This is a genomic window from Rathayibacter sp. KR2-224, assembly GCF_049446075.1.
Classification (GTDB): Bacteria; Actinomycetota; Actinomycetes; order Actinomycetales; family Microbacteriaceae; genus Humibacter.
Genome location: NZ_JBMSEB010000001.1, coordinates 2,197,255 through 2,211,483 on the forward strand (window position 1 = coordinate 2,197,255; position 14,229 = coordinate 2,211,483).

Here is a 14,229-nt window from a genome sequence, read left to right on the forward strand (position 1 = left end):
GGTTTGGCGGGCAGCTAGATGCCGGTGTGGCGGCGGGCTGCATCCCGCTCGCTGATCCGCGTGAAGTACCTCCCGCTTCGCCCAACCCACAGAACCACCGCGATGAGCACGGCAACGGCCATGAGCGCGACCTCGAACCAGTACGACGACGCGTCGATCACGAGCGCGACAAGGGCCAGCACGAACTCGACGCCGACCGCAATGGTGGTGAGCACACGCGCGTAGTGCTTGCCCCTGGTGAGAGCCGACGCCAGTGCGATGACGAACAGGCCGAGCAGGATGACGACGGCGCCGATGAGCGTCACGCCGAACGACCCGCCGAACATCCCGTTGTCGACCACGTAGCGCAGCAGGACGAACAGGATACCCACCCCGATGGCGAGGAAACCGGCGACGTAGGTGAGCACCACTACGACGATGAGCTCGGCGGGCGGCCGATGCCGTCGTGGCGACTCAGACCGGTGCACGTGCGCCGGCTCCTTCGCGGGCGTTCCCGTGGTCATGCTCACACCTTAGGTTCCGGGCTCTGGAATGCGGCCGGGAGTGTTCGTGCAACGCGGCCGGCGACCCTCGATCGGGCCGTCATGCTCGTGCCGCCTGGGTTGAGGCGGGCCGGCACACCGTGTATTCGGCCGAATGGGCGGCGTGCCGGCCGGTTTCCGCCGGTGGAATGGGCGGGCGGACCCCGTCAGGTTTCGGGTGGGGTCCAGGATGCGCACGCTCGGGATGGGCGAACACGAAGGTCGTGGCAGCTGTGTGCGTGGCCGGGGTCCCTGGGCGCGGTTGCGGCCCCCGCAGCATCCGCGCCCATGGCATCCCCGTATGAGTTCAGCGCGGAGACCAGCCCCCCGGCACCATGCCTTCCACGCTCAAGACCCATGCGAATATCTTGCCGTGCCCAGGGGCGCCCTCACTAGAGCGCACGCGGGTGAAAGCCGTCGTAATGCTCGTCTGCGCCGCCCCAGTTCGGGTGACCACCGGCCGGTCTACTCGCCGATCTCCGACTGCGAGCCCGTGCCGCGCACGTCCCACAGGTGATGCACCGGGTCGTGAATGTAGTACTTGGCAAGCGTCTCGATCGTGAAGACGCTGCCGTCGCTGCGGCGGCCGGTGCGGCCGAGAGCGGCATCGGGCACGCGCTCGAAGGCATCCGCCAGGGCATCGGCAGCTTCTCGCAACTCGATCGCGACGACCGTTGGGTCCTGCTCGGCGTAGCGCTCCTCGACGGCGGTGGCATCCTGATCCCAGTTCTCGAATGCCGGATCGTCCTCGTCGAGCATGAGTCGCAGCCGACGAGTGAAGATGCGGAAGACGTCACGGGTGTGCGCCGCGTACTCGAGGGCGGACCACGTCGCGTCGTCTGGGCGGTCACGCACGTCCGCGCGCTCGAGCACTGGCATCCAGTCACGTGCGTTCTGCCTCGTGAGCGCGGGGATGTCGCGGAATGCGACGCTGCTCGCGTCGAACCCGCAGTCGGGGCAACGGCGCTCGAGCACCCAGGTCCAGTTCTTGGTGTCGGGAACGATCGGCATGTCTCGACCCTATTCCGTGCCTCACTGGGCCGGCCGGTCTGCACGGCAGGCTCGAACCAGCGGGCTCGAATGAGCGGGCTCGAACCAGCGGGCTCGGATCAGTCGGGCGGAAGGGGCTGGTACGACGGCGGTGCTGGGGTGGGCTGAGGCGTCGCAGCGGGCGCGGGAGGCGATCCAGCTGGTCGGCACACCGCGAGCTGGTCGAGTGCCGCCTTGGCGTTGTCTGCGCTCCATGGCAGCGTGATCTTCGGCGCGTTCTGACCCGCAGCCGGCTTGAAGCCCGCGGCGATGGCGCTGAGCTGCATGGCGAGCGACTGGGCGTACGGGGCGCCGGAGGTCGAGTTGTTGAGCATCACGACCACCGTGAGTCCCGATGTCGGGTCGCTCAGCATCGCGGTGGTGAAGCCGGGAACGGCACCGCTGTGTCCGCGCATCGGGCCGAGCTGGATGCCGCCCATCCCGTACTGCTCCCATGCCGCGACGTCGGCGCCGAGCGGCACGGTCGTCCAGGCCGCCTTCTTCGCTGCGCCCTGGAGCAGGGATGCCGTCGCGAACGACTGCGCGAAGGTCTTGAGGTCGCCGAGGGTGGAGACGACACCCTTCGCGGTCCAGGTGGAACTCGGCGCGAGTGCGGTGTCGTCGACCACGCTTCCGCACTTGGGCTGGCCGGTCACGTCGTCCAGCACGGTGGCGTAGCCGTGCAGCGCCGACGCTTGCAGGCCGTCCGAGTTCGGCAGGGTCGATGACGACATGCCGAGGGGTCCGAACACCTCGTCGCGGTACAGAGTCGCCCAGTCCTTGCCCGTCGCCTGTTGCAGCGCCATCCCGAGCAGGACGAACCCGGCGTTGGAGTACGACCAGCGCTGGCCCGGCGTCCCCGCGCGCGGCTCGCCGAGCCCGTTCGACACGAGCTCGAGCGGAACGTACGTGCGAAGCGGGTTGTCGATGAACTGCGGCGCCAGCGCGCCCGAGTAGTCCCCGAGCCCCGACGTGTTCTGACACAACTGCCCGAGGGTAAGACCGTCGACGCCGACGAGTCTCGGAAGGTACTTCGTCACCGGGTCGTTGAGCGAGACCTGCCCCTTCTGCACGAGCGAAAGCAGCACCGTGCAGGTCATCGGCTTGGTGACCGAGCCGATGCGCCACGGCATGTCGGGCGTCACCGGCTCCTTGCCCTTGGGAGTCGTCGTGCCGAGGCCGGCCGTGTAGCTGCCGGCCCACGGCGCCCAAACGCCAACGATCGCCCCGGACGCGCCGGCAAGCTGCATCGCATCGGTCACGGCGGTCTTTATCGCGCCCGTCTCGTCGCCGGGCAGCGTTGCGGATGCCTGCGACGGCACCGGGTCGGATGCCCCCGGCTGCGTGCACCCGGAGAGCACGAGGGATGCGGTCAGCAGCGCCGCCGCACCGCCCATGAGCAGCGCGAACGGTCGATTCCGCCCCCATCGCCGTGCCATAGCTGCTCCCTGTGGTCCCCCCGGTCCTGCATTCAAGCGTAAGCGGGCGCGCGGCGATTCCGGGCAGCGAGCGGTAACGAGACGACAACAGAGCGAGCAGAATCATCCGATCGGATGACACGGGAGCGCCCTGTGGTCAGACCACAGTGACCCATGCACGTCAACTGCAGCTACTCGCTGCGCATGAAGCGGTCCACGTCCGGGTCGACCATCACGTCACTCGGCCGAAGCGGTCGGCTCAGGTAGAGCCCTTCGAGAGAGGTGAGCCGGCTCAGCGCCACGTACGTCTGCCCGGGACTGAAGGCGCGAGCGCCCAGGTCGACGATCGCGCTGTCATAGGTCTTGCCCTGCGACTTGTGGATCGTGACCGCCCACGCGAGCCGCAGCGGGAACTGCGTGAACTCGGCGGCGACATCCTTCGTGAGCTTCTTGGTCAGCGGATTGTAGGTGTACCTGTAGCGCTCCCACGCGGCGGGCTCCACTTCGTGTATCTCGCCGTCGACGTCGACCCACACGTTGGTGTCGATACGGGCGACGGAGCCGATGGTGCCGTTGACCCAGCGGGGTGGATCGCCGCCCTGTCCGGTGTCGTTTCGCAGGAACATCACCTGAGCCCCCACCTTGAGCTCGAGCGTCTCGTCGGCCGGGTAGTTGCGTTGCCCGAAATCGCCGGACACCTCCGCCTTGGCCGTGAGCACCCGCCCCGGCAGTCGACGGAGGGCCGTCGCGTTGATGCGGTTGACGGTGTCGTTGCGCGTCGCGAGCGTGATGGTGCCGTCGTCCGGCTGCGGCCTGGCGCCCATCGCGTTCAACCGATCGGCGATCTCCTTCGTGACACGGCCGTGCCGCACGGCGTTGAGCATGAGCTTGAAGTCCAGTTCGTGCTGCCGGTGGATCTCGCTCAGCTCGAAGCGGCGCAGTGACGTCTCGTCCCACACCTTCGCATCGAAGAACCACATCGACCGGTAGTGATCGGCGAAGTAGGCGCGCTCGTCGGCATCCCCGGGCACGGGGGCGAGCTGGTACGGGTCGCCGAAGAGCACGATCTGCACACCGCCGAACGGCTCGAGCTTGCGCTGGCGGGCCTGGCGGAGTGCGCGGTCGATGGCATCCATCAGGTCCGCGTTGACCATCGAGACCTCGTCGATGACGAGGGTGTCGATGCTGTTGAGCAGCTTGGTGAGCTCTCGAGGCTGGTCGAGTTCGTGGTCGGCGATGACCCCGATGGGCAGCCGGAGCAGCGAGTGGATGGTCTGCCCGCCGACGTTGAGCGCGGCGACACCGGTCGGGGCGCTGATCACGAGCTGCTTCTCGGTGTTCCACGCGAGGTGGTTGAGCAGCGTGGACTTGCCCGTTCCCGCGCGCCCGGTCACGAACACGTGGTCACGCGTGTGCTCTATGGCGTCGAAGACCGCTGCCTGCTCGGTCGTCAACGTCACAGTGTTCAACGCTGGGGCTCCTTCGCGACATCCGTCTGCGCTCGGTCGTGCGCACCGGCGTTCCGGTCGTCGTCATCGGATGCCATGCGCTGCAGCATCGCATTGTATGCCGTGAGTTCGGCGTCGCCGCTGCGGTCCGCCTGCCTGTCGCGTCGCCTGCTCTCCTTGGCGTCACTGCGGCTCCACTGCATGGCCACGGTGATGGCAAGCACCACGGTGGGGATCTCGCCGATGCTCCAGGCGATGCCCCCTGCCAGCTGCTGGTCGCCGAGCGGCGTCGGACCCCACGTGCGCCCCATGGCACCGAACCAATCGGCGAGGAAGAGCCCGTCGGTGGTGAGGATCGACAGGCCGAAGAAGGCGTGGAACGCCATGGTGCCCAAGAGCAGCACGAGGCGGAGCGGATAGGGGAACCTGTACGGCACCGGGTCGATGCCGATCAGGGACTGCACGAACAGATAGCCGGTGATCAAGAAGTGGATGATCATCCACTCGTGCCCGATGTGGTCCGTCGTGGCCCAGCTGAACAGCGGTGAGTAGTAGAACACCCAGAGCGAACCGGCGAAGAGCACCGCGGCTGTCACGGGATGCGTGAGGAAGCCGGCGAGCTTCGAGTGCACGACCAGAAGGATCCATTCACGGCCGCCGCGCGAGCCGTCGCTGCGCTTCTTGATGGCGCGCAACGCGAGCGTGACGGGAGCTCCGGGGACCAGCAGGACGGGCACGGCCATGGTGAGCAGCATGTGCGCGAGCATGTGGCTGGAGAAGAGGTACTTCTCGTAGACGTTGATCCCGCCGTTGGTCACCCAGAGGAGCGCGAGGATGCCCGCCACCCACGCGATCGTGCGCAGCGCCGGCCACTTGTCGCCTCGCCGGTGCAACCGAACGACGCCGGCGAGATAGAAGAAGAGCGCGAAGCAGCATGCGATCAGCCAGAGCGGATCGACGTTGATGCCGAGGAGATAGCGAGCCAACGTCAGCGGCGCGGGCAACGGTTCTCCCGTGAGCACCTCGGCGGGCGTCGGCTGCGAGATCGGCACTTGGGCGACGGGCGTCGCCGTGCGTGCGAGGGCCGCGGCGACGCCGGAGGCGATGCCCATGAAGGCGAGCTCGGCCGCGACGATCCACCAGAACGGGCCGCGCCCGGGAACCCGTCTCAACCGGTCGATCATGAAGCGGCGCCAGATCATGCCGAAGAGTCCGAGCGCGACAAGCGCGACAACTTTGACGAGCACGAGGACGCCGTACGGCGTGAGCAGATTCTGCAGTGTTCCGATGCGGAGATCGGCGTTGATGATGCCGGAGAACGCGACGACAACGAACGAGACGATGGCGAGCGTGGAGAACCGCTGGAGCACCGTGACGAGGCGGTCGCCGTCGAGCGTCTTGCGGATGAGCACGATGGTGAGCAGGCCGCCTATCCAGATGGCGGCGAAGACGAGGTGCAGCCCGAGCGACGTGATCGCCTGGTCGTGTCCGGCGGTTCCGGCGGCGTGGCCGCTCAGTGCCATCGGGATGAGCGTGCACAGGGCGACGGCCGTGACCAGTGCGACAGCCGTATGGTTGCGCACTGCGAAGCAGAGCACGGTCGTCACCGCCGCGATGAGGGTGATGGCCAGCCACACCTGACCGACCGCGATCTGCGTCGCGAACTGGCTGATTCCGTCGCTGAACTGCTGGTCGAACGACAGTGCTGAACCGGTCACGTCGAGGTAGGTGAGCACTCCGGTGACCGCGCTCACGACCGTCATGACAGCGGCCGACGCCGCGGCGACATCCAGCGCCCTGTCGTATTCGGGCTTCTCCGGGCTGAGGACGAAGCACGCCATGACGAGCGAGCCGATCATGGCCGCGGCGCTCAGGTTCACGAAGAGATTGGCGACGGGAAGGCCCCAGCGTACGAGCGGACCGGGATCGAGCAGTGCAGGAGCGGATGCCCCTCCGCCGTACGCGAGCGCCGCCAGCACCGCGAGCAGAGCGAAGACGACGAGGGCCGCCGGGCCCGCAACGCGCTGCGCTCTTCTCACCGTTCAAGCGTAGGCGCTGCGACCTTGGCGGCAGTCGACACCTGCCGCCGCTGTGCAGCGGCTCAGTCGTCGTGCGCCTGTGGTGGGAAGGCGGGGTGCGCCGGGCACGAGCGCAGGCATGCGAAAGGGGATGCCGGCGAACCGGCATCCCCTATATTTCGGCGGTGCTGAGACTACTTCACAGCAGCCTTGAGCTTGCTGCCGGCGGTCAGCTTGACGCGGTGGCCGGCCGGGATGTTGATCTCGGCGCCCGTCTGCGGGTTGCGGCCGGTGCGAGCTGCGGTCTCGGTGCGCTCAGCGGCGAGCCAACCGGGGATCGTCACCTTGCCGCCGCCGGAGACGGTCTCGGCGATGGTCGCGAAGAAACCATCGACCACAGCCCCCACGGCGGCCTGGCTCTGACCGGTCGACGCGGCGACCGCCGCAATGAGCTCGGTCTTGTTCAGCGACTTGTCAGCCATTGAGTGTCCTCCTCGGACGTTCTGCTGCACAGCAGCGTTTGTTGTTGAAGTTCACGGCCAGAGCCGCACGTGTGGTTCGTCTGAACCGCCCTCACGGTACCAAGAACCCGCGTAATTCCGCGGATTTCCGGGGATTCTGAGGCGAGAACCGCGTGTTTCGAGGCATCCGACCGGGTCCGGCACGGGTTATGCACAGAAATTGCAGGGTTATCCACAGGACGGCGCTGCGTCCCGAGCGGCCGGCCCCGGAGTCGACGGCCGGCCCCGGGCTCAGCGGCCCGCCGCGCGGCAATCCACACCCGCGCCGAACAGGCATGATCGCGCTCTCCCCCCGGGAACAGGCAGATTGTGCCTGTTCCCGAGAGACCTGCCTGTTTTCGGGGGTGCCGGACGCGCGACCCGGATGCGTGAAAGGGGCGCCGTCCCGAAGGACGACGCCCCTTGTCGAAGCCGACTAGGCCGCGAAGGTGCTCACCAAGACGACTTGGTGATACCGGGCAGCTCGCCGCGGTGCGCCATGTCGCGGAAGCGAACACGGGAGATGCCGAACTTGGTCAGCACGCCGCGCGGGCGACCGTCGACGGCGTCACGGCTGCGCAGACGCACCGGCGATGCGTTGCGCGGCAGCTTCTGCAGCCCGACGCGCGCGGCCTCGCGCTCCTCGTCGCTCGCGTTGGGGTTGATGAGGGCCTTCTTCAGTTCCGCACGCTTCTCGGCGTAACGGTCGACGACGATCTGGCGCTGCTTGTTGCGCGCGATCTTGCTCTTCTTAGCCATGCTTACCGCTCCTCGCGGAATTCGACGTGCTTGCGCACGATGGGGTCGTACTTCTTGAGCACCAGACGGTCGGGGTCGTTGCGGCGGTTCTTCTTCGTCACGTAGGTGTAACCGGTGCCTGCCGTCGAACGAAGCTTGATGATCGGGCGGATGTCCTGCTGCTTGGCCATCAGATCTTCTCCCCACGGGCCAGGATGTCCTTGACCACGGACTCGATTCCGCGGGCGTCGATCACCTTGATGCCTTTGGCGCTGACGTTCAGAGTGACGTTACGGCGCAGCGAGGGCACGTAGTACGTCTTCTTCTGGATGTTCGGGTCGAAACGACGCTTGGTGCGCCGGTGCGAGTGCGAGATGTTGTGTCCGAAACCGGGCACAGCTCCCGTCACCTGGCAGACAGCTGCCATGATTCCTCCATCAATACCGAAGGGCGGATGCCCTTCCCAAGATCTCTTGTCGGCACGCACAACCGTTCCCCGATTTCGCGAGGAGGGGATTGTGTGAGCGAACTGCGCAGAGGAGCCTGCACAGACAAACGACAAGTCTACGCGACGCGCCGCTACTGCCCAAATCGCCGACCGATCACTCGGATTTCTGCGCCGCCAGTCGCGTGCAGTTCTCGCAGAGTCCGAAGACGTCGACGACGTGCCTGGCGTCGGTGAATCCGTGCACGGATGCCACGCGTTGCGCCCACTGCTCGACATCGTCGGCGCCGATCTCCACGGTAAGGCCGCATCGCCGGCAGATCAGGTGGTGATGGTGCCCGGTCGTGGAGCATGCGCGGTACAGAGCCTCACCGTCCGGTGACTGCAGGGAGTCGGCATCCCCCTCGCTCGCGAGGTCGGCCAGCGCGCGATAGACGGTCGCCAGCCCGATGGGCGAACCGTGGTCACGCAGCTCGGAGTGCAGGCTCTGAGCGCTGACGAACCCTTCGTTCGAGGTCAGCGCCTCGCGCACGGCCTCGCGCTGCCAGGTGTTCCGCTTCATCCGATCACCTCGGCGGGGTGAGGTGCGCGCTCTGGCGCCGCAGGCATCCTTCGTCCGTTGACGCCCCGGCGCTTGCGTGACCACGCGATCAGACGGCACACGACGTAGATGAGGAAGGAGATGGTCGTGACGTACGGGCTGATCGGGACCGAGCTGCCGAGCGCCAGCATGATGCCGCCCACCATGGACACCACGCCGAACACGACGCTCAGCAGCGGGACCACGAGCGGCGACGACGACACCTTCAAGGCGGAGGCGGCCGGCGTGACGAGGATCGACAGCACGAGCAGCGCGCCGACGATCTGCACCGAGACCGCCACGGCGAGTCCGAGCAGCAGCATGAAGACGATCGAGAGTGCGGACGTCGGAACGCCGCGCGCGGCCGCCACGTCGGCGTCGAGGCTCGCGAACGTGAGCGGGCGCCACACGACGGCCAGTCCCGCGACGACGACGATCGAGATCGTGAGCAGCGCGCCGATCTGCGGGCTGTCGATGGCCACGATCTGCCCGGTGAGCAGTCCGAACTTGTTGGCGGAGCGCCCCGGGTAGAGCGCAAGGCAGAGGATGCCCAGCCCCAGCCCGAAGGGCATCAGCACGGCCGTGATCGAATTGCGTTCCCTCGCCCGGGAGCCGAGAAGCCCGATCAGAAGTGCGGCGATCAGCGACCCGACGAGCGAGCCCTGCACCACCCCGACTCCGAGCAGAAGACCTGCGGATGCCCCGGCGAACGACAGCTCGCTGATGCCGTGCACCGCGAACGCCATGTCGCGCGACATGACGAAGACGCCGATGAGCCCGCCCACTACGCCCAGCAGTGCGCCTGCGAGCACCGAGTTGCGCAGCAGCACGAGCAGCTGCCCGTAGTCGGTGAAGTTGAAGATCTGGCCCCACCAGCCGGCGTCCATGTGTATCACAGGCCGGCCCTCCCGTACTGCGCCTCGTGGTGGTGGTCGTCATGCACGTCGTGCAGCGGGTCGTGCTGTTCGTCGTGATGCGCGTGAGGTCCGTCCGGGTGCCCGCCGGGGGCATCCGATGTTCCGACCACGACGATGCGACCCCGCGTACGGATGACGTCGACCGGCGAGCCGTACAGCTCGCTGAGCACCTCGCTGCGCAGCACCTGGTCGGGCGTGCCGATGCGGAACTTGCCGCCAGCGAGGTAGAGCACGCGATCGACCAGGTCGAGCACGGGGTTCACGTCGTGCGTGACGAAGAGCACCCCGAGCTGTCGCTCGCGCCTGTGCCGGTCGATGAGCTCGCTCACTGCGCGCTGATGGGTGAGATCGAGCGAGAGGAGCGGCTCGTCGCACAGCAGCAGCCGCGGATCGCCCGCGAGCGCCTGCCCGACGCGGAGTCGCTGCTGCTCTCCTCCGGACAGCGTCGCGATCGGCACCTTCGCGTAGGCCGACGCGCCGACGGCATCCAGCAGGGCGTCGATGCGCTGCTTGCGGCGCTTCGAAGGCCACGGAACACCCCAGCGGTGCCCATCGACGCCGAGGCCCACGAGGTCGCGGGCGCGCAACGGTGTCCCGTCATCTGCGAGGCGCTGCTGCGGGATGTAGCCGATGCGGCGGTTGCCACGGTGCACGGGCTCGCCGAGGAAGTCGATTGAACCGGTCAGCAGCCGCTGCTGGCCGAGGATGACCTTCAGCAGGCTGGTCTTGCCCGATCCGTTCGCGCCGAGCACGGCGATGAACTCGCCGGCGTGCACATCGAGGTCGAGCCCCGACCAGAGCGTGCGGTCGCCGAAGCCCAACGTGGCGTCGTGCATGCTGAGCACGGTCTCGAGGGATGCCGCGACCGGCACCTCGTCAACTCGCTCAGCAACCTCTGTGCCGCTCACGATCCCGCCTTCTGCAGTGCTGTGCCCACTTCGTCCAGCGTGCCGCTCATCCAGCTGAGGTAGGTCTTTCCCGACGGCAGGGTCTCGGTGACCGGAACCACTGGCACCCCGTCCGACCTCGCGGCGTCCAGCACCTTCTTGGTCTGCGCGCCGGTCGTCTGCTCGTTGTACGCGAGCAACGCTACCGAGTGCGACGAGAACAGGGCGAGGGTCTGCTCGAGAACCGACGGCGCGACATCCGTGTCGTTCTCGATCGCCTCACTGAACTTCTGCGGCGTCTTGTTCACCAGCCCGATGGCATTCAGCATGTACAGCGGCACCGGTTCGGTCACGGCCGCACCTTTGCCCGCGTACTTCGTCTTCAGGTCGGCCTCCGTGCCGCGCAGCTGATCGACGGATGCCGCGAACCGCTTCTCGTTGGCGTCGAACGTCGTCGCGTCGCCGGGCCTCGCCTTGCTGTACGCGGCTGTGAGCTGCTTCGCGACCTTCTCGACCGTGGGGAAGTCGTACCAGAGGTGCTCGTTGAACTCACCGCTCGACGGATGCTGGTCGTATCCGGAGATGGTCGTCGCATTCACGACGACGGCCTTGCTGTGCACCGAGCGGAGCATCTGGCTGACGAAGTCGTCGTATCCGCCGCCATTCACGATCACGATCTGCGCCTTCGACACCGCCAGCTGGTTCTGACCGCTCGCCTGGTACTCGTGCGGATCCTTGTTCGGGTCGTCGATGATCGAGGTCACGTCGACGCGATCGCCGCCGACCTGCTTGGCGATGTCGCCCCACACGTCGGTGGCGGCGACGACGTCGATGCGACCCGTGGCGCGCGGAGTCCCTGCGCCATCGGCCGGCGAGGCGGAGCATCCGGCGAGCGTGGCGACGGCGAGCGCCACCACGGCGAGGGCCGGAACGATCAAGGCGGAACGCTTCATGTAAGTGAACCTGTCTAAGTCGCGGTTGACGGGTGAACGGATGTCCGCACTACCCGGGCGGTCGGCCGCACGACTGCACCGACCACTTATTGATAATGATACTCAAGAACAACAACGGCTGTGACACCCGCCCTCCGACGACACCGCCGGGCGAAACTGGCCGCCGGCGCCGGCGCGAAAATCGGAGATTTGCGTCGCCACGCCGGAGGTGGGTCACGCCGGGCCGCGTGTCGCCGCGAATCTCCGATTTTCGGCCGGACGTGGCCGGGCCACCGGCCATGCGCAAGGATCGGACTCATGACCGGCCGACTCATGCTGCTCGACACCGCTTCGCTGTACTTCCGCGCGTTCTACGGCGTGCCAGACAGCGTGAAGGCGCCGGACGGGATGCCGGTGAACGGCATCCGCGGGCTGCTCGACATCATCGCCAAGCTCGTCACCGAATTCGAGCCGACCGCTCTCGTCGCCTGTTGGGACGACGACTGGCGGCCGCGCTGGCGCGTCGACCTCATCCCGTCGTACAAGGAGCACAGGGTCGCCAGGCACGTGCCTGGCGGCGTGGACGTCGAGGAGACGCCGGAGGGGCTCGTGCCGCAGATACCCGTCATCCGTCGGCTGCTCGGCGAGCTGGGCATCCCCGTCGTGGGTGCGGATCAGGCGGAGGCCGACGACGTGATCGGATGCCTCGCCCGCCGGTCTGCAGCACCCGTCGACGTGATCACGGGCGACCGCGACCTCTTCCAGCTCGTGGACGACGCACACAACGTGCGCATCGTCTACACGGCACGGGGTATGAGCAAGCTCGAGGTCGTGACGGATACCGTCGTCGAGTCGAAGTATGGAATCTCACCCGGCCAGTACGCCGCGTTCGCCGCCATGCGCGGCGATCCTTCGGACGGGCTGCCCGGTGTCGCGGGCATCGGCGAGAAGTCCGCTGCCGGTCTGCTGCGCGAGTTCGGCGACCTGGACGGCATCCTCCAAGCGGCAAACGACCCGGCCACCCCGCTCGGCGCGGGTGTGCGGGCCAAGCTCACCGCCGCCGCCGAGTACCTGGAGCGCGCCGTGCCGATCATCGCCGTCGGCGAGCGGCTGGACCTGCCCGAGGTGGACGGAACGCTTCGCGCGCTCGATGACGCGCGCCTGGCATCCGTGCACGAACTCGGCGACCGCTACGGCCTGGGCGGCGCGCTCGACCGCGCGCTCAAGGCGCTGGCGGCGGCATCGTCGGCCGGGTAGGGCCGCCGTCCAGTCTCGCTGGGCGGACCTCCCAAGGATCAGTCCAGAAGGAGCGCCGGCTCCTCGATGATCGCAGCTACGTCGGCGAGGAAGCGGCTGGCGACGTCACCGTCGACGACCCGGTGATCGAAGGATGCCCCGAGCGTGGTGACGAAGCGCGGGCGCACCTCGCCGTCCACCACCCACGGCTTCTGCTTGATCGTGCCGAGCGCGACGATGGCGACCTCGCCGGGGTTGAGGATGGGCGTTCCCGTGTCCATGCCGAAGACGCCGATGTTGGTGACGGTGATGGTGCCGCCGGCCATCTCGGCGGGTTGCGTCTTGCCGTCACGAGCCGTGAGAGTGAGCTGCTCGAGTGCACCGGCCAGTTCGAGCAGACTCATCGACTGCACGTCCTTCACGTTCGGCACGATGAGGCCACGTGGCGTCGCCGCCGCGACCCCGAGGTTCACGAAGTGGTGCACGATGATCTCCTCATCGGTCCACGTCGAATTCACCGTCGGATTGCGCCGAACGGCCCAGATCATGGCCTTGGCCATGATGAGCAGGGGCGACACCTTCACGCCTGCGAAGTCGGGTGACTTCTTCAGCCGCTGCACGAACTCCATCGTGCGTGTCGCGTCCACGTCGACGAACAGGCTCACGTGCGGCGCGGTGAACGCGCTCGTGGTCATCGCCGTGGCGATCGCCTTGCGAACGCCCTTGACCGGGATGCGGTCCTCGCGGGCATCCGGCCACTCCGGCGTCTGGATGTTGCGGAACACGCTGGCCTGGCTCGCCTGCCTGATCACGTCGTCGCGGGTGATCTCGCCGCCGATGCCGGTGCCTGCGACCAGCGACAGGTCGACGCCGAGGTCTTTCGCGAGCTTGCGGATGGGCGGCTTCGCGACGATGGAGCCGGCGCGCGCGGCCGGCATCAGGTCGGCCGCGGCCGGCACGTGGCGGCCCTGGGCGGCGGACGCCTGCTCCCGCTGGCTGCGCCGCCTGCTCGCGCCGTGGCCCGCCGAGCCGTAGCCGACGAGCACGGCACCGGGCTTAGGCTCGTCGCCGTCGCGCTCGATGAGCGTGGCCGCCTCCGCACTGTCGGGCGTCTCGGTCGAGCCGGCACCCGCCGCACCCGGCTGGGTCGCGGCTTGCCCGCTCACGGATGCGCGGGCATCCGCTGACACCTGCAGCTCCGCGTCGTCCACCTCGATCACGTTGTCCAGGCCCTCGGCCGTCGTGACGGGGCCGCCGGACGTGCCGGCGCCCACGATGATGATCGGGGTTCCGACCTCGACGGTCTGCCCCTCCTGCACGAGCAGCCGGTCGACGACGCCTTCGAACGGCGAGGGCAACTCGACGAGCGACTTGGCGGTCTCGATCTCGCACAGCACGTCATTCACGTGCACCGCGTCGCCCGGACCCACCTTCCACGACACGATCTCCGCCTCGGTCAGGCCCTCGCCGACGTCCGGCAGCAGAAACTCGGACTCACTCATGGCACTCCTTGCTGGCGGTTCTTCGAGGCTGAGGTGGTGGGAAGGGGAAAGTGGCGAC

The 14,229-nt window shown here is 67.7% G+C and carries 15 protein-coding genes; 1 reads left to right on the top strand and 14 read right to left on the bottom strand.

What is annotated here, in order from left to right; genetic code table 11:
• Positions 1–14: 14 nt before the first annotated feature.
• From ACO2Q7_RS10015 to ACO2Q7_RS10075, 13 genes are all read right to left on the bottom strand, one after another.
• On the bottom strand, positions 15–503 hold the full coding sequence (locus ACO2Q7_RS10015) for a hypothetical protein (RefSeq protein ID WP_423355466.1): 489 nt from the start codon (positions 501–503) through the stop codon (positions 15–17).
• Between the two features lie 483 nt (positions 504–986).
• Entirely contained in the window at positions 987–1,532 is a 546-nt protein-coding gene (locus ACO2Q7_RS10020; RefSeq protein ID WP_423355467.1) for a DinB family protein, read from the bottom strand.
• Between the two features lie 98 nt (positions 1,533–1,630).
• A complete protein-coding gene (locus ACO2Q7_RS10025; protein ID WP_423355468.1) occupies positions 1,631–2,989 on the bottom strand; it encodes a serine hydrolase domain-containing protein in 1,359 nt (452 codons plus the stop codon).
• A 170-nt stretch (positions 2,990–3,159) separates the two neighbouring features.
• A complete protein-coding gene (locus tag ACO2Q7_RS10030) occupies positions 3,160–4,437 on the bottom strand; it encodes an ATP-dependent DNA helicase (RefSeq protein ID WP_423355469.1) in 1,278 nt (425 codons plus the stop codon).
• The gene (locus ACO2Q7_RS10035; RefSeq protein ID WP_423355470.1) at positions 4,434–6,455 is read right to left on the bottom strand and encodes a cytochrome c oxidase assembly protein; all 2,022 of its coding nucleotides are present in this window, start codon (positions 6,453–6,455) and stop codon (positions 4,434–4,436) included. Before ACO2Q7_RS10035 ends, ACO2Q7_RS10030 begins: the two co-directional genes overlap by 4 nt.
• A 173-nt stretch (positions 6,456–6,628) precedes the next feature.
• On the bottom strand, positions 6,629–6,916 hold the full coding sequence (locus tag ACO2Q7_RS10040) for an HU family DNA-binding protein (RefSeq protein ID WP_423355471.1): 288 nt from the start codon (positions 6,914–6,916) through the stop codon (positions 6,629–6,631).
• 471 nt (positions 6,917–7,387) lie between these two features.
• The gene (gene rpsN, locus ACO2Q7_RS10045) at positions 7,388–7,693 is read right to left on the bottom strand and encodes a 30S ribosomal protein S14 (RefSeq protein WP_423355472.1); all 306 of its coding nucleotides are present in this window, start codon (positions 7,691–7,693) and stop codon (positions 7,388–7,390) included.
• A 2-nt stretch (positions 7,694–7,695) separates the two neighbouring features.
• The gene (gene rpmG / locus ACO2Q7_RS10050; RefSeq protein WP_146321261.1) at positions 7,696–7,863 is read right to left on the bottom strand and encodes a 50S ribosomal protein L33; all 168 of its coding nucleotides are present in this window, start codon (positions 7,861–7,863) and stop codon (positions 7,696–7,698) included.
• Entirely contained in the window at positions 7,863–8,099 is a 237-nt protein-coding gene (gene rpmB / locus ACO2Q7_RS10055; protein ID WP_022881957.1) for a 50S ribosomal protein L28, read from the bottom strand. The genes rpmG and rpmB overlap by 1 nt, the downstream gene beginning before the upstream one ends.
• Positions 8,100–8,274: 175 nt before the next feature.
• On the bottom strand, positions 8,275–8,679 hold the full coding sequence (locus ACO2Q7_RS10060; RefSeq protein ID WP_423355473.1) for a Fur family transcriptional regulator: 405 nt from the start codon (positions 8,677–8,679) through the stop codon (positions 8,275–8,277).
• The gene (locus ACO2Q7_RS10065; protein WP_423355474.1) at positions 8,676–9,593 is read right to left on the bottom strand and encodes a metal ABC transporter permease; all 918 of its coding nucleotides are present in this window, start codon (positions 9,591–9,593) and stop codon (positions 8,676–8,678) included. The genes ACO2Q7_RS10060 and ACO2Q7_RS10065 overlap by 4 nt, the downstream gene beginning before the upstream one ends.
• Positions 9,590–10,450, bottom strand: coding sequence for a metal ABC transporter ATP-binding protein (locus ACO2Q7_RS10070; protein WP_423355999.1), 861 nt, complete (start codon positions 10,448–10,450; stop codon positions 9,590–9,592). Before ACO2Q7_RS10070 ends, ACO2Q7_RS10065 begins: the two co-directional genes overlap by 4 nt.
• Positions 10,451–10,518: 68 nt before the next feature.
• Positions 10,519–11,454, bottom strand: a complete 936-nt coding sequence (locus tag ACO2Q7_RS10075) for a metal ABC transporter solute-binding protein, Zn/Mn family (protein WP_423355475.1) — start codon at positions 11,452–11,454, stop codon at positions 10,519–10,521.
• A 297-nt stretch (positions 11,455–11,751) separates the two neighbouring features.
• Between ACO2Q7_RS10075 and ACO2Q7_RS10080 the strand changes: the two genes are divergently transcribed.
• Positions 11,752–12,690: a 5'-3' exonuclease gene (locus ACO2Q7_RS10080; RefSeq protein ID WP_423355476.1), complete on the top strand. Its 939-nt coding sequence runs from the start codon at positions 11,752–11,754 to the stop codon at positions 12,688–12,690.
• A gap of 38 nt (positions 12,691–12,728) precedes the next feature.
• Here ACO2Q7_RS10080 and ACO2Q7_RS10085 read toward each other — a convergent pair whose 3' ends face one another.
• Positions 12,729–14,171 carry a dihydrolipoamide acetyltransferase family protein gene (locus ACO2Q7_RS10085; RefSeq protein ID WP_423355477.1) on the bottom strand — a complete coding sequence of 481 codons (1,443 nt, stop codon included), beginning with the start codon at positions 14,169–14,171 and terminating at the stop codon, positions 12,729–12,731.
• Positions 14,172–14,229 lie beyond the last annotated feature (58 nt).